We start from the raw sequence: 22607 nt of genomic DNA, 5'->3' as shown, positions 1-22607 counted from the left end.
CTCCTCGCGTCCCGGCATCGTGTCATGACCCCGGCGGCCGTGTCTTGAGATCCTTCCTCACCACCTCCGGGAAGATCCACATCGCGACGGTGGCGAACACGCCGAGGAACGCGACCGCGTAGCTCGGGCCCTGCCGGCCGAGATAGACCATGAACCAACACCCGCATGCAGCGGTGACGAGCCACGCCACCGATAACATCAACTTGATGCGGCTTGGCATTCGGCATCTCCTCTCAGGCGAACCACGTATGTAGCGCCGGCGGCGCGACCTGCGCGAGCAGCACGAGCGCGATGATCATCACGCAGCCGGATATCCCGAGCCCCGCTCGTCCGTCGCGCCAGTGGCGCGGCAGTGCCTGGAACAGCTCCGGCAGGAACAGGAACAGCACGCCGCCCACCACGACGATGGTGCTCCAGCGCAATTCGACGGCGGCGAACGCAATGGTTCCGACGAACAGCGCGCTCCACAGCAGCGTTGCCGCAACGACCGCCGCGCCGAAGCGGCGCTGCAGCGGATACATGCCGACGAGCTGCAGGAAGCAGATACAGCAGACGCTCCACAGCAGGCAGAACCAAGTGAGCGCGGCGAGATTTGGCTCGAGCTGCATCATCAGGGCTTGCCCATCTCCTATTCGGCGGGAGCGGCGATGCCACCGACGCGCGGGGTCCGGGCCGTGCGTCGCATGTCGGTCTTCACATATCGCGTGCTGTAGCCGTTGAAGATGTGACCCAGCAGACCACGATTGAGGTCGGAGGTGCCGAACAGGTAATCCATCACGGGGAATGTCAGGTTCATGTTCCGCTCCATCATGATCGATTGGTTATGATGCGCGGTGTGATGCCTGCGGATGGTGTTGACGAACGGCGTGTTGCGCACAAAGGCGCTTTCCTCGACGTGGCAGCAGAAGTGCATGAACTCGTAGATCAGGTACATCGAGGTCGTCGTGGTGATCAGCAGCCAGCCCGTATTGGCCGAGATCACGAGCCCGGCCACGATGGCGGGCGGGATCGACATCAGCGTGAACACCACGAGCGCATAGGGCGGAAAGAACGTCACGCGCCAGTCGTAGTGATCGGCAAAGCGCATTTCCTGCTCGGTGAAGAACTGATGGTGCATCAGCGTGTGGCGATTGTAGATCGCGCGCAGCACCGGCACGTTTGACGGCCGGTGCATGACGAAACGATGCACCGCCCATTCGAAGAAATTTGCGATCAGGAACACCACGGGAATGGTGATGTATTCCCACCAGTGCACGTCGTGCAGGTTGGCGAGATAGACGTACAGCGCCGTGAAGCCGATCGTGTAGATCAGCACCACATGGAGCCAGCCATTGTACCAACCGACCACGCGCTCGCGGTAGGTGGCGCGATACTTGCGCTGGCGTTCCGTCATTCCGGTCGCGGCCAACTCCATCGCGATCCTCCCATACGTCGATTTGCTTCTGACATATCAGTAGCACATCAGATGCCGAAGGCAAGCCGGGTCGGTCCCCGGTGGCGTTCGCGGTGCGGACAATGCCTCCGGGAGACGACGCTAGAAGAAGCCGCCGAGATAGGCGGCCGCCTCGTCCGAGATACCGACGATCTTGTTGGTGGCTTGGCGGTAGAATTTGAAGTTGAGCTCGGTCCCGGGATGGCCGTCGCTCCAGTCGCTATATCGCTTGAGCTCGGCCCGCCCGAGGCGACGCTTCGCCAGCGCCTTGCGCCTGACGGCGATGCTCACGCGGGGTGTTTGCCTGAGGACGCCGGGCTTCCGCGGGACCGGTTCGGCCGAGGTGACGACCGCCCGCGCGATCAGGCCCTGTCCGCCCTCGTTCTCGCTCGCGAACAGGAAAACGATGTCGCCGGCGGCAATACGCCTGCCGCCGTACATGGTCTTTTGTGACGGGAACGTAAACGTCTTGGCCTGTGGATTGCGTATCTCGGCCTTGATCGCGAACACCATCGCCTGCCCCGTACCCGTCGATCGGACGAGCTCACACCATGGCTGGTAGCATGAATGAAGCCGCGGCGCCGGCTTTGCGCACTGCAAAAAGCCGGAACCAATTTGACCCAAAGTTGCAGCCTTCGTTGCAGCCCTGCGACCGCCGCCGCATCCCCATCCGAATCCACGGTTTTAGCCCCGCTCCGGTTGTGGTATGCGGGGCCATTCAATCAATGCCCGGTCCTGGCCGCATGATCGATCTAGCCCCCGAGGATTCGCAGCCGCGCAGCGGCATCGGCGTCCAGCCGATCGCGATCGCCGCGGTGGCGCTCGTGCTCGTGCTGTTCGGGATCGGCTCGATCGGACTGTGGCGCGCCTTCGGCAACACGTCCGAATCGGATCGCGCGGCTGCCTTCCGCGAGTTGCAGGCCCGCACCGCCCAAGTCTCCGAAGGCCTGGCGGAAAAGACCCGGGGGATCGAGGCAACCCAGCAGGAATCGATCGACCAGTTGCAGGAGCTGCAGGACCAGGTGCAGACCATCCGCCGGCAGATCGCCGCCCAACAGGCTGACGCCAAGAAGCTCTCCGACCAGGTCACGGCGCTGACCGAGGCGGTTGAGAACCTGCGCCAATCCTTCGCAAGCTCCCAGGCCACTGAACCGTCCGCAGCCGATCAGTCGCCGCGCAAGCGTTCACGGACCGCCCACCGCAAGCGTGGCAGATCGCGGAGCTGATCCTTCGGATCGGCGGCCAGTCCGAGCCATCGGGCCAACGGTTTCCGCGGACAGTCGATCGCCGGTCGGTTTCCCAAAAATGTCAAAAACCCGTCAAAACTTGGATTTGCGCCGTTTCTGATCCGCCCGGGCCCAAATCTCGAGCGCCCGGTAGCGTGAATTAATCCCGACTTTGTGAACTGGTTCACACATCCCGCGTCGAATTCGGGCCATCCTGCGGCCACCGGATGGCGTGAGCCGATTTCAATATCCGGGGCTGGCAAGGTCGTTGACGGTATACTGCGTCGACGGCCTTGTTCTTTTGGAGCCCCGGAATCGCAGATCTCCGCCCCGAGAGCTGCACGTCCATGCTCTGGGCGACGGGCGCCCCCGCTAACCCTTGAGCCCTCGAATTGAAGGCTGGACGGTCAGACGATAGGCAACCAGCCTGTCACCGTCAAAACGCTCCAACACCGTGTCGCAGGCCGGGCAGTGATACTCGCCTCGGGTGCCGGATCCGGATGACAGTTCGAGCCGGCGGAAACCGGCTCCACAGTGTGGACACGTTACATCAGCTTTCTTCATTTCGCTCACCCCACGCTCCCGGCTGAACGGCTTTTGCGCGGACCACGCGGCGGAACTATGTTCATGAGCCTTGGCCTCACTCGAACCTGCTCCGGCCGGACAGCCCCGATGCGACTGCCGCCCGGTATGAAGGCACGGCCTCGACGTCCATGGGAAAGCCGATACCGCCATTTCGGTTTCCAGCGTCGATGCATTCGAGCAGGCGACGGGCCAACGACTGCGACGTTCGTCTCGCAGCGCCGCCTACGGCTTCACTCGATGTGATCGCGTGAGACGCGATCGTGCTTCAGCCACAACCCCGCAAGCTTCGGCTCGAGTTCGCAGAGCATCCAGATCAGGGCGACTGCGGGACTGAAACCACGAACAGCATCTCCGAGGCCCCGCTGTGATCGCAGCACCGTCCCTTGTTTCGCAGCGCGTTCACGCCGACCAGTCGGAATACGATGCAAGCCGCATACCGGCGGCGCCTTCAAACGAGACGGCCTCGGCATAACGATACCGAGGCCGCGACAACTATTCCCAAACAGCCGGCACAGCGATCAGCGGTGCTATGCACTGCCGCACCAGCTCAATCGCAAACCTGCACGCGCCGGATTCGCCATCCAAACGGCGTCATCACGCCGCGACGGACAATGTAGCAACTGCTGCCGCCATAGTAGTAGTCGTCGTTGTAACCGTAGCCGGCGTAGTACGGATAGCCGTAGTCGCCGTCATAGTAGTCATAGGCACCGTAGCCCAATCCAAAGCCGACCGCTGCTGCTGCGAGCGGGAAACCCCAGCCCCAACCGCGATGACGCCAGTAGCCGCCGCGCCAGCCACCACCGCGCCAGCCGCCACCGGCCCAACCGCGTCCTGCCCAGCCGCGCCCCGCCCATCCGCCGTGGAAGGCCGGACCGGCGATCGCTGCGGTTCGGAAGCCGCCGCCAAATCCCCCAGCGCGGAAGCCCACGCCGCCGCCACGGAAACCACCAAACCCACCGCCGTGGAAGCCACCACCACCGTGGAAGCCGCCGCCACCAAAACCACCCCGTGCCGATGCGGTGTCAACCGTGAGCAAACTGATCGAGGCCGTCGCCATGAAGGCGACCATCACGTTACGCAGCATCACCTGTCACTCCTTCTCAAAGAAAACGTCAAAGCACTCCTGCGCCCTATCGTCTTAATCCCAAAGTAAGGTCGCGGCTTCACGCCCGCGCGCGGCGTCGCGCTCACTTCTGCGCGACCGGCGTCATCGAGCCGGCAGCCTCAAAACCGTACTCCCTAGAGTGTTTTCGAGCGAAGTGGATACCGGTTCGCGTCAAGAAAACGCGTCAAAACAAGAATCTAGAGAACCGAAAACCTCTAGCAGCCGCGGCAGATACCCTTCAGCCGTTGGTCGATCGATCGGTTCTCCCTTTCGATGGCCTGGTCGACGCTCTGGCTGTTTGCCGAACCGGTCGTGACGCCTTCACGCGTGTTGGGGCTGCCTCCCGAGGATTGGGCGGTGCCGGCGCTATTGGTGCCGGGCGGCGGTGGCGAGGTGGGTTGCGGAGACAATGGGCTGGCTGTGCCTTGTCCTGCGCCTTGTCCCGTGCCTTGGGACAAGGCCGCTGGAGACGCCAGCAGAATTGCGATTGTCGCCAGGGCGACGCTGGCTGATACTTTGCGCATGGAAATTCTCCTTGCGGACGTCAACGATTCCGCAAGATGGCGGTTCCGCCAGACATTGGAGCAATGCGGATTTGCGCAAGCTGATCGAGTTCGATGACGATACGTTCGACAAGTTGAAGCAGCTTGGTCGTGACCGCATGGCGACGCTTCAGGAGCTCGCCGACGAGGCCTTCGCCGACCTGCTCAAGAAGCACGGCATTCCGATCGATCTGAAGGATGCTTTGCGCAAGAGCGCAAGACTACAGGACGCGCCGAAGCGGAGTGCCGCAACGTCTAAGGACAGAAGCAAGCGGGATCGGAAGACCTGACGACGGCTCAGCCGATCTTCTTCAGCCCTGCCTTGTACTGCGGTCCCCTGATGGCGTAGGACTTCGCGGGCCTTGACAGCGCCTCGATCTGGGCCGCATCGAGCGTGCGGATCGCGCGCGCAGGCGCGCCGATGATCAGCGAATATTCCGGAAATTCCTTGCCTTCAGTGATGACGGCGCCGGCGCCGACGACGCTGCCGCGCCTGATCCGCGCGCCGTTCATCACGATCGAGCCCATTCCGATCAGCACGCCATCTTCGAGCGTACAACCGTGAACGATCGCATTATGGCCGATGGTCACGTCCTTGCCGATCGTCAGCGGAAAGCCGGGGTCGACGTGGAGTGTCGAATTGTCCTGGACGTTGGAGCCCTCGCCGATCTCGATCCACTCATTGTCGCCGCGAATGACTGCGCCGAACCAGACGCTCGCCGACGGCTTGAGCCGCACCTTGCCGATCACGACGGCGGTGTCGGCGATGAAGTAGCTGCCGTCAGAGGGAAGATCGGGCGCCTGCCCGTCGAGCTCGTAGATCGCCATGAAGGTCTCCCTGGAGCGTTTTCGAGCGAAGTGGATACCGCTTCGCGTGAAGAAAACGCATCGAAACGAGAATTCAAAGCCGTGGCTCCGATTCAATCAGAACCACAGCTCTGGTCGGAGCGACCTTGGCACAGCGGCGCGCGTGGTTTCAAGCGACGGGCATCATGATCGAGGACGGATCATGATCCGATCAGGCCAACAGACCGGCCGCACGCAGCGTCATCAGGAAGACGGTGCCGGACATCAGGCTCCAGAAGCCGGCGATGATGGTTGCCATCATCACGAATTCGAATCGTCGGCGTTCGATGCGCGCTCCACGCAGCGTATTGCGCATGATGATGAAGGGCGCAGCGAAGACGAGAAACGGCACGGCCGCGAGGGCCTTCGTCGCAACCCCCTCCTGGAGCAGGCCGAACCCGGCCGGACGCGCCGCCATCGCCTGGTATCCGTTGGCCAGGGCGCCTGCGAGAGCGAAACCAATGCAGAGCGAGAACAGCGAATTCAGGGTATCGGGCGACATTGGAACTTCCGCTACGCAACAGACCACCGCCCTGCTTCGCAAAATTACCGGGCCGCCGCTACATCATCCTTAAGAAAGGGTTAATCCGACGGAGCAGAGCAGCGCCCGCTCGCGGCATAGCTAGTGCGGACTGCATTGGAATCATACGAGAATCCGCCACCGCCCCATGGCATATTCGGCAAGTGATTCGGCCCTCCGACCTGATCCAATGCCTCGCTCATGACACTGCTTGCAACGGCCCAGCATCTCGCCCGCGATACGCGGCGCAATCCGCGCGCACATCTGCTGCCGATCATCCTTTCGGCCGTCATCGCCGCATCGGCGATCGCACTGGTCGCCTATCTGCTGTGGCCGACCTACGCCACCGTGCCGCCGAGCGATCCGTCGCGATTGCCGGTCAGCGTCGGCGGCACGCTGTTCAACGTGCCGACCTTGGCGGTGCGCATGAAGATCCAGCGTCATTCCGGACCGCAGGAGCGCGTCGACCTCAGCTTCCTCTACCCCTCGCTCGAAGCACCGGCGGCGCCGAAGCACTACAGCGCCGACACCATCGAGGACAAGGTGCAGCCGATCGACCGGATCTTCGTGTCGATCGCCGCACATCACGACTCGCTTGCGCCAGACATGCGGCTGCGCACGATCTATCCGCGCTATCTGAATGACGCGGCAACGACGAACGACGGCCTGACCATGCGCGCGTTTCGCGATGGCACGCCCTATGGCGGCGAGGACCTGGTCACCTCAAGTGAACCCGCGCTGACCGCGCGCTGCTCGCGTGACACCTCGACGCCCGGCATGTGCCTGAGCGAGCGGCGCATCGAGGGTGCCGATCTGACGTTCCGCTTTCCGCGCAGTTGGCTTGCGCAATGGCGCGACATCGCGACGGCAATGGATCGCCTCTCCGGGCAGATGCACAGCGCGAAGGGATAGTCTCGCGTCACGACGTATCAAGATTTCGTAGATGTCGTAGGGGTGGGCAAAGGTGCGCAGCACCGTGCCCGCCGCGCAGATTCAAGCCGCAATGGTGGGCACGCTTCGCTTTGCCCACCCTACACGGCTTCTTACGGTTTCTCGCCGAGCTCCTACTCGCTCAGATCCTCTTCCAGAATAGCCATCTGGAACTGGAATGAACGATCATCATCCTCGTCATCGACGAACAGCACGCCGATGAACTCCTCGCCGACATACACCTCGGCCGAGTCATCCTTCTTCGGCCGCGGCACCACGCGGATCTTGGGATTGCCGAAAACGCGTTTGAGATACGCGTCGAGCTTCCTGACTTCCTGAACGTCCACAGCCGTCTCCAATCGGGTCGATGATTTTCCGGGGAGTTTTAGGACGAGACGCCGAAGACCGCCAGAGCCTTTTCAGGCTCCGACAACGCGATATTTTTTGCAAGAGCTTCGGTTCTTATGAATCAGAACCGAAGCTCCAGATTGCTGTTTTGACGCGCGCTGCGGTCAGAAAACGAACGAAATCAAAGCCCGGTCGCGTTGAGCATCTGGTCCATCGTGCGCGAGGGTTCGGCACAGCCGGCTTCGCCAACGATTTTTGCAGGCACACCCGCGACAGTGACGTTGTGCGGCACCGGCTTGACCACGACCGAGCCCGCGGCGATGCGCGCGCAATGGCCGATCTCGATATTGCCGAGGATCTTGGCGCCGGCTCCGATCAGGACGCCATGGCGAATCTTCGGGTGGCGATCCTCGTTCTCCTTGCCGGTGCCGCCGAGCGTCACGCCGTGCAGGATCGAGACGTCGTCATCGATCACCGCCGTCTCGCCGCAAACGAAGCCGGTGGCGTGATCGAGGAAGATGCCGCGGCCGATCCGTGCGGCCGGATTGATGTCGGTCTGGAACACCGCGGAAGAACGGCTCTGCAGATAATAGGCAAAATCCTTGCGGCCCTTCTGATAGAGCCAGTGCGCGAGACGATGGGTCTGCAGCGCATGAAAGCCTTTGAAGTAGAGCAAGGGATCGATGAAGCGCGACGTTGCCGGATCGCGGTCGTAGACCGCAACAAGATCGGCGCGGAAGGCGTTGCCGATATCGGGCGTATCGCGCAGTGCCTCGTCGTAAGTCTGGCGGATCAGGTCGCCGGACAGTGCAGCATGGTCGAGCCGCTCGGCCAGGCGATGCACCACCGAATCTTCCAGGCGGTCATGATGAAGCACGGTCGAATAGATGAAGGACGCAAGCTCCGGCTCGCGTCGGACGATGTCCTCCGCCTCGCCGCGCACGCGATCCCAGATCGGATCGAGCGCCGCAAGCTTCCCACCCTGCGGATTGACCTGATGAACTGCCATAGCCTGCTCTCGCAATACGGTTGTTCGGTTGCGCGTTATAGCACGACGGATCAGGCCCGTCCCGGGACGGCTCGGCAGGGTGAACCCCGGCCAAACGCGCGCTGGCGGCCGTCTAGGGCAAGTGGTCGGGATTTTGCCGAAATCAAGCCGTGCTTCTGCAACTATTGGCGGATTTCTTCCCTACCGCAGTTTTGGGCATGGTCGGCCCCAATATGGGGGGATATATCATCAACACGCAGATTTTACGCGCGCGCCTGACCGATGCATGGTCGGTCTGGGTCGCCACCATCGCCATTCCCCTGTTGCTGCTCGCGCCAGCGTTCTGGAACGGCTATCCGCTGCTCCAATGGGATACCGGCGGCTATCTGGCCCGCTGGTACGAGGGATATCTGGTGCCGAGCCGATCCACCGTGTTCGGCATCTACCTGCACCTCGGCGAGGGATCGAGCTTCTGGCTCAACCTCGGCATCCAAGCCCTGGCGACGCTGTGGATCCTGTACTTGACGCTGCGCGTGCTCGGCCTCGCCCGGACCGTCCGGCTGGTCCCGATCGGCCTGATCCTGATCCTGACCACCGCCCTGCCCTGGCTGGCCAGTATGCTGCTGACCGACATCTTTGCCGGCCTGTCGGTGCTTGCGCTGTTCGTCCTCGTCCTGCATGGCGGGAAGATCGCGACGCTGGAAAAGTTTGCGCTGTTCGCTTTCATCGCGTTCTCGGGCGCGACCCACAGCGCGACGCTCGCAATCCTGCTCGGGCTGTGTTGCGTCGGCTGGATTGCACGTCCGTTCCTCGGCAAACGCATCCCGGCCGCCAGCCTGCTGCAAGGCAGCCTGACCATCGCCGCCGGCGCCATCATGCTGCTGGCGGCGAATTTTGCGCTCTCCGGACAACTCGCCTGGACGCCCGGCGGCTACGGCGTCGCCTTCGGCCGGATGCTGCAAGACGGCATCGTCACGCAATATCTGCACGACCATTGCGCGAAGGAGAACCTCAAGCTCTGTCCCTATCGCAATGAGTTGCCGCCGACCGCCGATGACTTCCTGTGGGGCCACAGCATGTTCGACAAGCTCGGGCGCTTCGCGGGCCTGAATGACGAGATGGGCCACATCGTGGTGCAGTCGCTTGCCGAATACCCTGCATGGCAGGCCAAGGCGGCGCTGACAGCAACCGCGGACCAGCTTGTGCATGTGGCAACCGGGGAAGGCACCAATGGCTGGATTCCCCATACCTATGGCATCATCGAGCGTTATATTCCGTCGCAAGTCACGAAGATGCGCGCGGCGCGCCAGCAGCGCTGGCGGCTCGATTTCACCGCGATGAACCGTGTCCACGTGCCGGTCGCGCTGGGCTCGATGCTCATCGTTGCGATCCTGTTCGGCTACGGCCTGTGGCGGCGACGGCGCGACGACCTCACCTTGCTCGCAGGCACCGTCACGCTCGCCCTGCTCGGCAACGCCGTGATCTGCGGGGTGATCTCCGGTCCGCACGACCGCTACGGCGCGCGCCTGGTCTGGATCGCCACCTTCGTGGTGTTGATCGCTGCTGCGCGATTGTTCGGCGAGCGTGACGCAGACGAACTAAGCTCGCCGTGACAGGAATTCGGCGACGCCGGTCTTGTAGACCTTGTCGCCGACCGCCCGCATGTGGTCCCGGTTCGGAATGTCGAGCACCTCCGCGCCCGGAATGATCTTGCCGAGCGCCACCGCCGAGCCGGCGATCTCGTCCTTGCTGCCGACCGCAATCAACACCGGCACGCGAATGCCGGCGGCCTCCGCACGCGTCATCAGGCGGCGCGAGCCGCGCAGGCACGCCGCGAGCGCGCGGCGGTCGGAGCGGGTCTGGTCGGCAAAGGCGCGGAAGGTGCGGCCGACCGGATCCGTGACATCGTCGAACGACGGCGCTTCCAGCGCGAGCGCGACGTTCTCACCGGGGCCGCCGCCTTCGATCAGCCCGATGCCGATGCCGCCCAGGATCGCCGAGCGCAGCCGCTCCGGATTTTCCCGCGCCAGGATCGCGGTCATCCGCGAGCCCAGCGAATAGCCCATGACATCGGCGCGCGCGATCGCAAGATGATCCATCAGCGCGATCACGTCGCTCGCCATGATCGCGATCTCGTATTGTGCGGGATCGTAGAGCTTGGTGGACTCGCCGTGGCCGCGATTGTCGAGCGCGATGACGCGCCGGCCGGCCTTGACGAGTTCGGACACCCATGTCGGGTAGATCCAGTTGACGTTCTTGCTCGACGCAAAGCCATGCACAAGCACGATCGGCTCGCCCTCACCCTCGTCGAGATAGGCGATTTCAACATCGCCGTGATGAAAACTCGGCATCATCCATTCCGTTGTTTTTTGGGGGGATTGGTTTTTTGGAGGATTGGGGATTGGCGATCGACGCGCGATCGCAAACCTAGCCCTGGGCGGCAGGACCCGCCAGCGCAACCTGGGCCGCCATCTGCCGCAGGCGGCGCGCCTTGCTCCGCCTGAGCCACGACGCCGTGGCCCGCTCGGCGGTCGCCTTGATCGACGACAGGAAGCCGAACAGCGTGAGCAGCGCACCGAACAGCCACATCGTCAGGTTGAATGTCCCGGCCGCGAGCAGCAGCGCGCCGCGGCCGAGCAGTTTCAGGATCGCGCGGGTCTGGCCACCCTTCGCTTCCGCAAGCCGGGCGGCACGCGCCAGGTCTTTGGGGTTCTCCGCGATCTTCAGCGTGTCGCGCGCGGCGCGCATGCCGGCGGCCTCGCCGATGCGCCCGACATCCTTGGCAGCGCGTACCAGCGCGCCGGCCTTCTCGGCCCGGAACGCGGCGCGGATCGCGCTCGCGGTCTCTCTCGGCCGAAAGACCGAACCGGATGCGACCGCCTCTCGCAACGCCGGCGTGTCGACGACGTCGCGCGTCGAGCGGCCGGCCCATTCGACCAGCCCCTCGCTCAGCCGTCCCGCCTTGCGCGTGTCCTTGACCAGCGTCAATCCAGCGCGCAACGGCCCGACGCCGCCGACCGACACATAGGTCGCCGCGGTCACCGCGAGGCCCGCGGCCGCAAGCCCGAGCACCAGACGGTCGGTATCCTCGCCCATCGCCAGGTGCTTGCCCTCGCGCACGACATCCCTGACGTCGCCGAACACGAAGAGATCGCCCGCGACCGTGCCGGACAGGCTTGCGACGTCGTCGGCGTTGCCGGTGACGAGACCGGTGGCGAAGCCCTTGGCAAAATGCGTGGTGGAATTTTGTTCGGCGACCGCATCGTCGACGCGCGCTGTGAGCTCGTCATTGAGCGCGACGTTCTTCTCGCGCGCGAGCGCGACCAAGCTCGCCGCAAGATCGGCATCGTGAGAGGCGAGCGCCGCCTCGATATTCTCGCCGAGCAATGCAGGATTGCTCCGCAGGACGGAATTCAGCCTGACATCGGCGAGCGCCGCGGGATCGTCCTGCGCCGCCAGCACGACGCCAGCATCGCGGGCATGCGGCCAGATGGCGAGGCCAAGCGCAACGCTTGCCACCATGCCCGCCACCGCGAAGCTGAGACGCATCCGGTTCATTTCGGCGAAGGAACCTCGAGTTTAATTCGTCTTGGACATAGTGTGCCGTTTTTGCGACACAACGGCTCCGACCAAAGGAGGGCTTCTCTGGGACGACAAGATTGTGTCGAATTTGCATGAGCAGATGAGCGATCGGGGCTCTAGGAATCAATTGTTCCCGCCAGTATGGTGCGCCGCATTTCGCAGGGCTGCACGCTGCTGAATGCATTCGTCTGCCGTTGCCACCAAGGTGAGAATATGTCCGACCACGTCGTCCCGCACTTCCACAACGATGCCGGTGTCTCAGTGATCGAGATCGGCTCGCAGGAGTTCATGTGCGTGGGCGCCAACCCGCCGTTCGACCATCCGCACGTGTTCCTCGACCTCGGCAACGACAACGAGATCATCTGTCCGTATTGCTCGACGCTCTATCGCTTCGCGACCGACCTCGGTCCCGGTGAGGCGCGCCCTCCGGAATGCGTCGTGAAAGACAAGGTCGCCTGACCGCTCCGTGGCGCTGACGCGAACCGTTGTCGTAGCGGGCGCCGGAATCGGAGGACTGACCGCCTCGCTGACGCTGGCGGCGCAAGGTTTCCGCGTCGTGGTGCTCGAAAGGGCCGAGCAGCTCGAGGAAGCCGGCGCGGGGATCCAGCTCTCACCCAACGCCAGCAGAATCCTGGTCGAGCTCGGGCTGAGGGAGCGGCTTGCACCGCGCGCGGTGACGCCAGAATCCGTCAACATCATGAGCACACGGGCCGGCGGCGAGATCGCGCGAATGCCGCTCGGCGAAGCCGCTGCGGCGCGGGCCGGCGCCCCCTATTGGGTGGTCCATCGCGCCGACCTGCAGGCCGCGCTCCAGGCCGCAGTCAACGACCACCCCGAGATCGATCTCCGCCTGGGCTGCCAGTTCGAGGACGTCACCAGGCACGCCGAAGGGCTGACGGTGGTACAGCAGCGCGGCAATGCACGGCAGCAGGAACAGGCGGTGGCGCTGATCGGCGCTGATGGCATCTGGTCGTCGGTGCGCGGGCAACTATTCCCGGATGTCCAGCCGCAGTTCTCGGGCCTGATCGCCTGGCGCGGCACGCTGGAGGCGAGCGCCCTTCCACAGGAAGACGCCGCACCGTGTGTGCAGCTCTGGATGGGGCCCGATGCGCATCTCGTGGTCTATCCGATTTCGGCCGGACGACAGATCAACGTCGTCGCAATCACAGCGGGCGCATGGAACCAGCCGGGCTGGAGCGCACCCGGCGACAGCAACGAGATCAACGGCGTATTCGCCGAGTCGCGCTGGCCATCGGTCGCGCAGACGCTGGTCTGCGCAGTCGACGGCTGGCGCAAATGGGCGCTCTTTACCCTGCCTGATATCGGCCGCTGGAACGAAGGTGCGGTGGCGCTGCTGGGCGATGCCGCGCATGCGATGCTGCCATTTGCCGCGCAGGGCGCCGGCATGGCGATCGAAGACGCAGCCGTGCTCGCGAAGAGCCTGAGCGGCAGCACTGGCACCAGATCGGAGATTCCGGCCGCGCTGGCGCGCTATACGCAGACGCGGCGTGCGCGCGTGTTGCAGGTGCAGCGCGTCGCCCGGCAACAGGGCCGAATCTATCACCTCAGCGGGGCCGCCGCGATCGCGCGCGATCTTGCCATCCGTGCGATGGGACCGCATCGCATGCTGGCGCGGCAGGATTGGATCTACGACTGGCGCGTGTGAGGCTCGCGCCGGGAGGCTACGCTACCCGGAAACGTGTTAGCTAGTGGAGCCCGGAACGCGACCGTGAGCCCTTCGCGTTGGGCGCCGCCGTGGGAGCCGGTGTCGCCGCAGGAGTGTCCGGCGGCGTTTCATGGCACTTGCCCTTGCGCCAGGCTTCCTCGGCGAACTTCTGCTGGCCATGGATCGCAATCAGCTCGTTGCGGTAGGCCATCTCCGACACGAGGGCACCGCCGACGCCGGTCCGGGCCTTTGCCATCAGCCCTTCCTGCTCCGCGGCACGGTTGGTAAGGCTCTTTCGCTCGGCCTCGAGCTGCTTGCAATCATAGAGCTCGTATTTGGCGGGATCGGCGAAAGCTGACGACATGGAGTCGCCGATCTGCGCGCAGCCGGATGCGCCCGCGGCCAAGGCGAGCAACGCAGCGATGAGGGCCGCGCGCGACAGGCTTCGGCGGCGTGAATTGCGAACGGACATGCAGCTTTCTTAGTCAGACAGTGTTGAGATTGCCTAAAGCAGCCAGCGATGTCCGGATTGAGGCTTCTTCGCGGCAGCGCCTTGCCTTATCCCGTGACGCAGGCGTTGCGCAATTGGCATGGCAGCGAAGCGCTAAGCCGTTGAACCCGCATCCGTTCGCTCAGGATAATGCCAATTCCACTCGGCCGCCAAACGCGCTAGAAGTCGGCGCGCCTGGCGCAACGCGGACGTGGCGGAACTGGTAGACGCAAGGGACTTAAAATCCCTCGATGGCAACGTCGTGTGGGTTCGACTCCCACCGCCCGCACCACCCTTCGCTCCAGGGCAATCGCATATGAGATTCGAGTCGCATCGGCAGTCGGCTCCCTCTCCCGCTTGCGGGGGAGGGCTGGGGCGGGGGTTCTCTCCGCGAGTCGTCTCGTGGAGGAAGCCCCCACCCGCCGCGCGCTGCGCACGCGTCGGCCTCCCCCGCAAGCGGGAGAGGCGAAGGGGGCCCGCGGACAACCTCCGCAGACGCCATATGCGATTGCCCTGCCCTGCGCTCGGGGTGAGCCAGCCGTACCGAGGGACGGCGGTCTGTCTCGCCGATCACTGGCACGCAGGCCGGGCGTCAATCGAACGCCAGTCCGAGGCGCTGTCCCTTTTTCCACACAATCCGGGACGATCGCCGCTCGCCCTCGACGGCGAGCACGAAGCGGTCAGGAAACCAGAGCGGCGAGTTGACCTCGATCCCGGCCCCGTCTGCGGAGAGGCTGCGGACCGTGCACGGAATCGCCTCGCTTCCGAATTCGATCGCCCCGGACTTGAGAATCCGGCGGCGCCGAGCGGCGCGCCGGTCCGAGATGGCAGCCGGCCATTGTGCACCGATCGGCGCGGAGTTGATGTCGTCTTCGGCCATGGATTGTCGCGATATGCACGGAGGCGGGCATTTAGATTACCGCGCAAACCTGACACGAGACTTACGCATAGACAACCTCGATGTCGGCGCCAGCGGATTGGCCTGCCAATCAATGGGGCAATGCCATCAGCGACACGAGTTGTACGCCCGTCACCGCATCGTGTCCCGCGGCTGTGATGCAGTTCACAGGAGATGATCACCGAGCGGCGTAGCTATCATTCGCTGGAAACTCCGGCCGCATTTTTCGCGGGTCCTCGTATCCCAAATTGATTTCAATCGGAGATTTGCCCCATGGCCAGTGCCGATCCCAATGCGATCCCCGATAGCCAGGCGCACAACGCCGCCGCTTCGATGAATGCTTATAGTGACGACGCCGCTCATTGCAGCAACGGATTGAACGCGCGGACATTCCGCGAGGCGACGCCAGAGGAGCGCGCGGTCTTCCGGCGATGGGCCCGCGGCGCGATCGCCTTCTACGGCACGTTGCTGTTGGCGGGCACAGTGCTGATCTCGCTGAACCATGCGCGCATCGGCTCGATCGAGCTGACAAGCCTGTCAGACCGCGCCGCCTCCCGATAAGAGAACCCAGCGTAACGACGCCGAAGGGGCACGCCCGTCGGGACCCATGCGGTCTGCGAAAACGAAAAATGGCCGGGACAAGCCCGGCCATTCGTCTCGGACGAGGCTTGCGTCGCCCTACTCCGACTTGTCGATATTCCAGAAGATCGGGGTCGCCGGTCCGTCGAGCACGCCGGTGAGCGACTTCCGCCACGCGCTGGGCGCCTGGTACTGGCCGAGCGGAATGTAGATGACCTGATCGTAGGCTTCCTTCTGGATCTCGGTCGCAATCTTCTTCTGCTCGTCGAGCGACGGCGCACGAACGAAGGCATCCTTCAACTGCTCGATCTTGGCGTCCTCGGCCCAGCCGAACCAGCCGCCATTCTTGCCCTGACCGCCAATCGAGAGGTTGGTGATCGGGTTGGAGACGTCGGCGCTGACCCAGTTGGTGAAGAACATGTTCCAGCCACCCTCCTTCGGGGACTTCTGGCTGGCGCGCCGGCTGACGACGGTCTGCCAGTCGGTCGCCTGCAGGTCGACCTTGAAGCCGGCCTCCCGCAATTGCTGGGCGACGACAACCGGCTGAGCCTTCAGAGTGGTGACGTCTCCCGGCGCCATGATCACGACGGGCGTCCCATCGTAGCCGGACTCGGCGAGCGCCTTCTTGGCCTCGGCGATGTTGCCGCCCTTCAGCAGCGTCTCACCGCCGGCATCCGTCGCGAACGGCGTGTCGCAGATGAAGAAGGCGACGCAGGTCTTGTAGTATTTGGGATTGCCGACCAGCGCATCGAGCACGTCCTTCTGGTTGACGGCCAGCAGCGCGGCGCGACGGACCTTGACGTTGTCAAAGGGCGGATAGAGGAAGTTCATCCGGCCGAGGGTCTGGAAGCCGAACTTGTTCAGCGTCTCGACCTTGAGGTCCGGATTGCTTTCGAGAACCGGCAACATGTCGAACGACGGATTTTCCATGAAATCGATGTCGCCTGACTGCAGCGCGTTGATCGCGGTCTGCGCATCCGCCATCGTCAGCCACTCGACGCGGTCGACCTTCACGACCTTGCCGCCCGCGGTCCAGCTCGCCGGCTCCTTGCGCGGCACATAATCCTTGTTCTTCACATACACCGCCTTCACGCCCGGCTGGAATTCAGACTGGACGAACTTGAAGGGACCCGAGCCGATCTGCTCCGGAATGGGCTTGTCCGGCGGTGTTTCGGCGAGCCGCTTCGGCATCATGAAGGCGACCCGCGATGACGGCTTGCCGATCGAATCCAGAACCAGCCCATAGGGCTCCTTCAGCTTCAGCGTGATCGTCTTGGCATCGGTGGCCTCGAGGCTGGCCGTGAAGTCCATCAGCTTCTGGCCCATGCCATCGACCTTGGCCCAGCGCTTCAGCGAAGCGACGCAGTCCTCGGCCGTCACCGGCGTTCCATCATGCCACTTCAGGCCGTCGCGCAGCGTGAATGTGTACGTGAGCTTGTCGTCAGACACTTTCCAGTCCGCCATCTGCGGCTGGATCTTGAAGTTGGAGTCGGTGGCAATCAGCGTGTCGTAGACCATGTAGCCATGGTCACGCGTAATATAAGCCGTGGTCAGGATTGGATCGATGATGCGCAAATCCGAATGCATCACCGCGGTGATGGTCTTCTCTGCGGCCATCGCCTTCGGCGCAAACGACAGCGCAAGCACCGACAGCGCGGCCGCTATCGTGTAGTGCTTCCAACGCGAGCTGAGGAACATGCAATCTCTCCTGACGTGAAAGTGGTCAAAGCCAGCTTATTCGTTATGCATGCGGTTCGTTATTTAAGCGAACTAACACGCTGTATGGCTTGCGAAATCGAGACTTGCACCAAGTGCTTTGCGCGTCAATCGGGTTTTGGTCGCGATCGCACGTACACAAACGAATTTCATGGTGCGCTGCATTTTGGCTTTACAAAATCGCCGCGTAAGATTTTCGTAGGCGCGCGCGATGCCGGCGCGGTCAGAGAAGCGAAGCGAGAACAACCATGAACCCAGCCAATCTTCCGTTTGATTCCGAAACGATGTTGCAGGGCCTGCGCGGCTGGGTGGAGTGTGAAAGCCCGACTTGGGACGCTGCGGCCGTGGAGCGCATGCTCGATCTCGCCGCGCGCGAGATGGCGATCATGGGTGCGACCATCGAGCGCATCGCAGGACGGCAAGGTTTCGCAGGCTGCGTGCGTGCCCGCTTCCCTCATCCCAAGCAAGGCCAGCCCGGAATCCTGATTGCCGGACATTTGGACACCGTTCATCCGGTCGGCACGATCGAGACGCTGAAATGGCGGCGCGAAGGCAACAAGTGCTACGGCCCCGGCATCTTCGACATGAAGGGCGGCAACTACTTGTCGCTGGAAGCGATCCGACAACTGGCGCGTGCGTCGTTCACGACGCCGCTGCCGATCACCGTGTTGTTCACGCCCGATGAAGAGGTCGGCACACCGTCGACGCGCGACATCATCGAGGCGGAAGCGGCGCGCAACAAATATGTGCTGGTGCCCGAGCCGGGCCGGCCGAACAATGGCGTCGTCACTGGACGCTACGCGATCGCGCGCTTCAATCTGGAAGCGATCGGCAAGCCCAGCCATGCAGGCGCCACGCTCTCGTCCGGTCGCTCCGCGATCCGCGAAATGGCGCGGCAGATCCTCGCCATCGACGGCATGACGACCGAGGACTGCACCTTCTCGGTCGGCATCGTGCATGGCGGCCAATGGGTCAATTGCGTTGCAACAACCTGCACCGGCGAAGCTCTCAGCATGGCCAAGCGTCAGGCCGATCTCGACCGCGGCGTCGAGCGGATGCTGGCGCTGTCGGGCACGAGCAACGACGTGACCTTCAAGGTGACGCGCGGCGTCACCCGTCCGGTCTGGGAACCCGATGCAGGCACCATGGCTTTGTACGAGAAGGCAAAGGGCCTTGCCCGCGAGATGGGCCTCGATCTGCCGCACGGCAGCGCCGGCGGCGGCTCTGACGGCAACTTTACGGGGGCGATGGGCATCCCCACGCTCGATGGCCTCGGTGTTCGCGGCGCCGACGCGCATACGCTCAACGAGCATATCGAGGTCGACAGCCTCGCCGAGCGCGGCCGCCTGATGGCGGCGCTGTTGGCGACGCTGGAATAAACTCCGTTACGAACCCATACTGGTTACTTGCGGCGAGATCAGCATTGAAGCGCGAATGCAATCCACCGTTCAGTGGACGACCTCGCGCCTCACGACGGGAATAATCCCGGAGGGATTAGCTGCACCGCAAAAATGCCGGCCTCGATGGCACAGGACTTGCTGAGGTGCTACGGTCCGCCGGGGACTTTATCGACCACAATCCAACGGAGTGCATTTGCTCGGCTATCTCATTCGCCGCATCCTGGCCGCCGTTCCCGTGATGGGAGTGGTCGCGCTGTTCGTGTTCCTGCTGCTGCGGCTGACGCCCGGCGATCCCGCCGCGATCCTCGCCGGCGACAACGCGACACCGCAACAGCTCGAACGCATCAGAACATCGCTCGGTCTCAATGAGCCGATCTACATCCAGTTCTACACCTGGATCGTCAAGCTGCTGCACGGCGATCTCGGCGTCTCCCTGATCTCCAACGTGCCGGTCCTGAAGATGATCGGCCAGCGCGTCGAGCCTTCGATCTCGATTGCGCTGACCACCATCGTGCTGTCGATCCTGGTCGCGGTGCCGCTTGGCGTGATCGCGGCATGGAAGCACGGCACCTGGATCGACCGCGGCGTGATGGGCCTTTCCGTGCTCGGCTTCTCCGTGCCCGTGTTCGTGATCGGCTACGTGCTGATCCAGGTCTTTGCGATTGATTTGCGCTGGCTGCCGGTGCAGGGCTTCAAGAGCATCTCGGCCGGTTTCGGTCCGTTCTTCGAGCGCATCATCCTGCCGACCTGCACGCTCTCCTTCATCTATGTCGCGCTGATCGCGCGCATGACGCGCGCCTCGATGCTCGATGTGCTCGGCGAGGACTACGTACGCACCGCGCGCGCCAAGGGCATCAGCGAGACCGGCGTGCTGCTGCGTCACGCGCTGCGCAATGCCGCGGTGCCCGTCATCACCGTGATCGGCTCGGGCTTTGCGCTGCTGATCTCCGGTGTCGTCGTCACCGAGAGCGTCTTCAACCTGCCCGGCATCGGCCGCCTCACCGTCGATGCGGTGCTGGCGCGCGATTATCCGGTGATCCAGGCAATGATCCTGTTGACGTCGGGCATCTATGTCGGGGTCAACCTGCTGATCGACGTCGCTTACACCCTGCTCGATCCTCGTATCCGGTACTGAGCGATGGCGATCGATACCCTTCCCGAGTCCTCGCTTCCGGTCACCCGGCCGTTCCGGCTGAAGTTCGGTTTCCTGACGGCGACGCCGATCATCGCGATCGCGACGATCTGTCTCGTGCTCATCATCCTGATGGCGATCTTCGCACCGCTGCTCGCACCGCACGATCCGCTGCTGCTGACACCGGCGCAGCGACTGAAGCCGTCGTCAGCGCAGTTCCTGCTCGGCACCGATGCCTATGGCCGCGACGTGCTGTCGCGGATCATCTACGGTGCCCGGATCTCGCTCCTGATCGGGCTTGGCGCCGCCATCTGCTCGATCGGCGTCGGGCTCCTGATCGGCCTCGTCTCCGGCTTCTTCCGATGGGTCGATGCGGTCATGATGCGCGTGATGGACGGCTTGATGGCGATCCCCTCCATCCTGCTCGCGATCGCGGTGGTGTCGCTGTCGGGCGCCAGCATCTGGACCGTGATGATCGCGATCACCATCCCCGAAATCCCGCGTGTGGCGCGGTTGGTGCGATCGGTGGTGCTGACCGCGCGCGAGGAGCCTTATGTCGAGGCGGCGATCTCGCTCGGTTCCAGCCTGCCCAAGATCATGTGGCGGCATTTGATGCCGAACACGATCGCGCCCCTGATCGTGCAAGGCACCTATGTCTGCGCATCCGCGATCCTCACCGAGGCGATCCTGTCGTTCCTCGGCGCCGGCATCTCGCCGGAAACGCCGACCTGGGGCAACATCATGGCGGAAGGCCGGGCCTATTTTCAGGTCAAGCCGTCGCTGATCTTCTGGCCGGGGCTTCTGCTCTCGATCGCCATTCTCAGCGTCAATCTGATCGGCGACGCCGCACGCGACGCGCTCGATCCCCGCATGAAGCAGCGTGAGGGCAAGTGACCGCAGCCAAGTCCACCAACGTCGTCCTCGACATCAACAACCTCGTCGTCAGCCTCGGCCGCAAGACGGACGCCCATCGCATCATCGACGACCTGTCGTTGCAGGTGCGCGAGGGTGAAACGCTGTGCCTCGTCGGCGAAAGCGGTTCGGGCAAATCGGTGACCTCGCTCACCGTGATGGGCCTGCAGCAGAAGGGCACGCTGGTGCCGTCCGGCGGCAGCATCAAGCTGGTCGGCGAGGATCTGCTGGCTGCCAGCGACCGGCGGCTGCGCCAGTTGCGCGCGACGCGGATGGCGATGATCTTTCAGGAACCGATGACCGCGCTCAATCCGGTGGTGCCGGTCGGCCGCCAGATCGACGAGGTGCTGCGCGCCCACACCGATCTCGATGCCCGCGCGCGGCGGCAGAAGATCCTGGCGATGATGGAGCATGTGCGGCTGCCCGACGTGCAGCGTATCTTTGCCTCCTATCCGCACCGCCTCTCGGGCGGGCAGCGTCAGCGCATCATGATCGCGATGGCGCTGGTGCTGGAGCCGAAGCTCCTGATCGCGGACGAGCCGACCACCGCGCTGGACGTCACCACCCAGAAGCAGATCCTCACCTTGATCCGCGACCTGCAGCGCGACCATGGCACTGCGGTGCTGTTCATCACCCACGACATGGGCGTGGTCGCCGAGATCGCCGACCGCGTCGCGGTGATGCGCCATGGCCGGTTGGTCGAAACCGGCGCGCTCCAGGACGTGCTACGCAATCCCAAGATGGATTACACACGCAACCTCCTGTCCTCGGTGCCGAGCCTCGTGCCGCGGGCGCCGCGCCCGGAGACGACAGAACCGGTCGTGCTGGAGGCCAACGAGCTCGGCAAGGTCTACCGGGAGCGGTCGCTGTTCGGCAAGGCGCGCGAGGTCGCCGCGGCGCAGAACGTCACCCTCACCTTGCGCAAGGGCCGCACGCTCGGCATCGTCGGCGAAAGCGGTTCGGGAAAATCGACGGTGGCGCGCTGCATCGTCCGCCTGATCGACCCGACCTCCGGCGGCGTACGGCTCGCCGGCCGCGAGATCTCCGATTTGTCGCGACGGCTCCTGCAGCCGCATCGCCAGAAGATCCAGATCGTGTTCCAAGATCCTTACCGCTCGCTCAATCCGCGGGTCACCGTCGGCGAGAGCATCGCGGAGGGCCCGATCAATTACGGCATGTCGCGCAAGGACGCGCTTGCGAGAGCGCGCGAGCTGCTCGAGCTGGTCCACCTGCCGCCCGACGCGATCTCGCGCTATCCACACCAATTCTCCGGCGGCCAGCGCCAACGCATCGCGATCGCACGCGCGCTGGCGCTCGATCCGGACGTATTGGTGGCGGATGAAGCAGTCTCCGCGCTCGACGTCTCGGTGCAGGCGCAGGTGCTGGATCTGCTTGACGAAATCCAGAAGCGGCTCGGCATCGCGCTGCTGTTCATCACCCACGATTTGCGCGTTGCCGCACAGATTTGCGACGACGTCGCCGTGATGCAGCATGGCCGTGTCGTGGAACAGGGGCCGGCCGCCGAGGTGCTGACCAATCCGCAACAAGCCTACACCCGGGCCTTGCTCGATGCGGCCCCCGGGCGCGGCTGGGACTTCGCGAATTTCCGCCCGGTTTCGGAAGGCATTGGTGCAACGGCCTAAGTCTTTAGCCGTAGTGCCTTGGCCTGACCTTTCGATACGCCCATGCGGCATGCAAATCCGGAAGTGC

25 protein-coding genes and 1 tRNA gene are annotated in these 22607 nt (G+C 63.9%); 12 read left to right on the top strand and 14 right to left on the bottom strand.

Annotated elements, in window-relative coordinates:
• Positions 1-22 precede the first annotated feature (22 nt).
• The 4 genes from P6U25_RS14210 to P6U25_RS14195 all read right to left on the bottom strand — a co-directional run bounded on the left by P6U25_RS14210 (position 23) and on the right by P6U25_RS14195 (position 1945).
• Complete coding sequence (locus P6U25_RS14210) at positions 23-220, bottom strand: hypothetical protein (protein ID WP_407151786.1); 198 nt, start codon at positions 218-220, stop codon at positions 23-25.
• Positions 221-233: 13 nt separating this feature from the next.
• Positions 234-611: a hypothetical protein gene (locus P6U25_RS14205; protein WP_407151785.1), complete on the bottom strand. Its 378-nt coding sequence runs from the start codon at positions 609-611 to the stop codon at positions 234-236.
• 17 nt (positions 612-628) lie between these two features.
• Complete coding sequence (locus P6U25_RS14200) at positions 629-1414, bottom strand: sterol desaturase family protein (protein WP_407151784.1); 786 nt, start codon at positions 1412-1414, stop codon at positions 629-631.
• Positions 1415-1534: 120 nt separating this feature from the next.
• Entirely contained in the window at positions 1535-1945 is a 411-nt protein-coding gene (locus tag P6U25_RS14195) for a hypothetical protein (RefSeq protein WP_407151783.1), read from the bottom strand.
• Positions 1946-1995: 50 nt separating this feature from the next.
• Here P6U25_RS14195 and P6U25_RS14190 point away from each other — a divergent pair, with 50 nt between their 5' ends.
• Positions 1996-2658: a hypothetical protein gene (locus P6U25_RS14190; protein WP_407151782.1), complete on the top strand. Its 663-nt coding sequence runs from the start codon at positions 1996-1998 to the stop codon at positions 2656-2658.
• 1132 nt (positions 2659-3790) lie between these two features.
• Here P6U25_RS14190 and P6U25_RS14185 read toward each other — a convergent pair.
• Positions 3791-4327, bottom strand: coding sequence for a hypothetical protein (locus P6U25_RS14185; protein ID WP_407152517.1), 537 nt, complete (start codon positions 4325-4327; stop codon positions 3791-3793).
• A gap of 616 nt (positions 4328-4943) precedes the next feature.
• Between P6U25_RS14185 and P6U25_RS14180 the strand changes: the two genes are divergently transcribed.
• Entirely contained in the window at positions 4944-5180 is a 237-nt protein-coding gene (locus P6U25_RS14180; protein ID WP_407151781.1) for a hypothetical protein, read from the top strand.
• 7 nt (positions 5181-5187) lie between these two features.
• Here P6U25_RS14180 and P6U25_RS14175 read toward each other — a convergent pair whose 3' ends face one another.
• Positions 5188-5718 carry a gamma carbonic anhydrase family protein gene (locus tag P6U25_RS14175; protein WP_407151780.1) on the bottom strand — a complete coding sequence of 177 codons (531 nt, stop codon included), beginning with the start codon at positions 5716-5718 and terminating at the stop codon, positions 5188-5190.
• Positions 5719-5908: 190 nt separating this feature from the next.
• Complete coding sequence (locus tag P6U25_RS14170) at positions 5909-6238, bottom strand: DUF6949 family protein (RefSeq protein ID WP_407151779.1); 330 nt, start codon at positions 6236-6238, stop codon at positions 5909-5911.
• A gap of 219 nt (positions 6239-6457) precedes the next feature.
• Here P6U25_RS14170 and P6U25_RS14165 point away from each other — a divergent pair, with 219 nt between their 5' ends.
• Entirely contained in the window at positions 6458-7168 is a 711-nt protein-coding gene (locus tag P6U25_RS14165; protein WP_407151778.1) for a hypothetical protein, read from the top strand.
• Positions 7169-7320: 152 nt separating this feature from the next.
• Here P6U25_RS14165 and P6U25_RS14160 read toward each other — a convergent pair whose 3' ends face one another.
• Positions 7321-7533: a DUF3126 family protein gene (locus P6U25_RS14160; protein ID WP_066511091.1), complete on the bottom strand. Its 213-nt coding sequence runs from the start codon at positions 7531-7533 to the stop codon at positions 7321-7323.
• Positions 7534-7715: 182 nt separating this feature from the next.
• A complete protein-coding gene (gene cysE / locus P6U25_RS14155) occupies positions 7716-8543 on the bottom strand; it encodes a serine O-acetyltransferase (protein WP_407151777.1) in 828 nt (275 codons plus the stop codon).
• Between the two features lie 197 nt (positions 8544-8740).
• Here cysE and P6U25_RS14150 point away from each other — a divergent pair, with 197 nt between their 5' ends.
• Positions 8741-10135 carry a hypothetical protein gene (locus tag P6U25_RS14150; protein WP_407151776.1) on the top strand — a complete coding sequence of 465 codons (1395 nt, stop codon included), beginning with the start codon at positions 8741-8743 and terminating at the stop codon, positions 10133-10135.
• Here P6U25_RS14150 and P6U25_RS14145 read toward each other — a convergent pair.
• Together P6U25_RS14145 and P6U25_RS14140 are read right to left on the bottom strand one after the other, a co-directional pair.
• The gene (locus P6U25_RS14145) at positions 10121-10873 is read right to left on the bottom strand and encodes an alpha/beta fold hydrolase (RefSeq protein ID WP_407151775.1); all 753 of its coding nucleotides are present in this window, start codon (positions 10871-10873) and stop codon (positions 10121-10123) included. The two genes, P6U25_RS14150 and P6U25_RS14145, sit on opposite strands and share 15 nt — an antisense overlap.
• A 76-nt stretch (positions 10874-10949) precedes the next feature.
• Positions 10950-12080, bottom strand: coding sequence for a hypothetical protein (locus P6U25_RS14140; protein ID WP_407151774.1), 1131 nt, complete (start codon positions 12078-12080; stop codon positions 10950-10952).
• 237 nt (positions 12081-12317) lie between these two features.
• On the opposite strand from P6U25_RS14140, the gene P6U25_RS14135 reads away from it, so the two are divergent.
• Together P6U25_RS14135 and P6U25_RS14130 are read left to right on the top strand one after the other, a co-directional pair.
• Positions 12318-12563, top strand: a complete 246-nt coding sequence (locus tag P6U25_RS14135; RefSeq protein ID WP_407151773.1) for a zinc-finger domain-containing protein — start codon at positions 12318-12320, stop codon at positions 12561-12563.
• A gap of 7 nt (positions 12564-12570) precedes the next feature.
• A complete protein-coding gene (locus P6U25_RS14130) occupies positions 12571-13770 on the top strand; it encodes an FAD-dependent monooxygenase (RefSeq protein WP_407151772.1) in 1200 nt (399 codons plus the stop codon).
• Positions 13771-13810: 40 nt separating this feature from the next.
• On the opposite strand, the gene P6U25_RS14125 is transcribed toward P6U25_RS14130, so the two are convergent.
• On the bottom strand, positions 13811-14242 hold the full coding sequence (locus P6U25_RS14125; protein WP_407151771.1) for a twin-arginine translocation pathway signal: 432 nt from the start codon (positions 14240-14242) through the stop codon (positions 13811-13813).
• Positions 14243-14465: 223 nt separating this feature from the next.
• Here P6U25_RS14125 and P6U25_RS14120 point away from each other — a divergent pair.
• Positions 14466-14552, top strand: a tRNA-Leu gene (locus P6U25_RS14120).
• A 300-nt stretch (positions 14553-14852) separates the two neighbouring features.
• On the opposite strand, the gene P6U25_RS14115 is transcribed toward P6U25_RS14120, so the two are convergent.
• Positions 14853-15140, bottom strand: coding sequence for a PilZ domain-containing protein (locus tag P6U25_RS14115; RefSeq protein WP_407151770.1), 288 nt, complete (start codon positions 15138-15140; stop codon positions 14853-14855).
• A gap of 291 nt (positions 15141-15431) precedes the next feature.
• On the opposite strand from P6U25_RS14115, the gene P6U25_RS14110 reads away from it, so the two are divergent.
• Positions 15432-15719: a hypothetical protein gene (locus P6U25_RS14110; RefSeq protein WP_407151769.1), complete on the top strand. Its 288-nt coding sequence runs from the start codon at positions 15432-15434 to the stop codon at positions 15717-15719.
• Between the two features lie 117 nt (positions 15720-15836).
• On the opposite strand, the gene P6U25_RS14105 is transcribed toward P6U25_RS14110, so the two are convergent.
• Positions 15837-17435, bottom strand: a complete 1599-nt coding sequence (locus P6U25_RS14105) for an ABC transporter substrate-binding protein (protein ID WP_407151768.1) — start codon at positions 17433-17435, stop codon at positions 15837-15839.
• A 266-nt stretch (positions 17436-17701) separates the two neighbouring features.
• On the opposite strand from P6U25_RS14105, the gene P6U25_RS14100 reads away from it, so the two are divergent.
• From P6U25_RS14100 to P6U25_RS14085, 4 genes are all read left to right on the top strand, one after another.
• Positions 17702-18832, top strand: a complete 1131-nt coding sequence (locus P6U25_RS14100) for a M20/M25/M40 family metallo-hydrolase (protein ID WP_407151767.1) — start codon at positions 17702-17704, stop codon at positions 18830-18832.
• Positions 18833-19046: 214 nt separating this feature from the next.
• Positions 19047-19988: an ABC transporter permease gene (locus tag P6U25_RS14095; RefSeq protein ID WP_407151766.1), complete on the top strand. Its 942-nt coding sequence runs from the start codon at positions 19047-19049 to the stop codon at positions 19986-19988.
• Between the two features lie 3 nt (positions 19989-19991).
• Entirely contained in the window at positions 19992-20879 is an 888-nt protein-coding gene (locus P6U25_RS14090) for an ABC transporter permease (protein WP_407151765.1), read from the top strand.
• Positions 20876-22540: an ABC transporter ATP-binding protein gene (locus P6U25_RS14085; RefSeq protein ID WP_407151764.1), complete on the top strand. Its 1665-nt coding sequence runs from the start codon at positions 20876-20878 to the stop codon at positions 22538-22540. Before P6U25_RS14090 ends, P6U25_RS14085 begins: the two co-directional genes overlap by 4 nt.
• The last annotated feature ends 67 nt before the right edge of the window (positions 22541-22607 follow it).

Source organism: Bradyrhizobium sp. ORS 86 (genome assembly GCF_045571475.1).
Lineage (GTDB): Bacteria > Pseudomonadota > Alphaproteobacteria > Rhizobiales > Xanthobacteraceae > Bradyrhizobium.
This window is presented reverse-complemented; position numbering and strand designations above follow the sequence as displayed.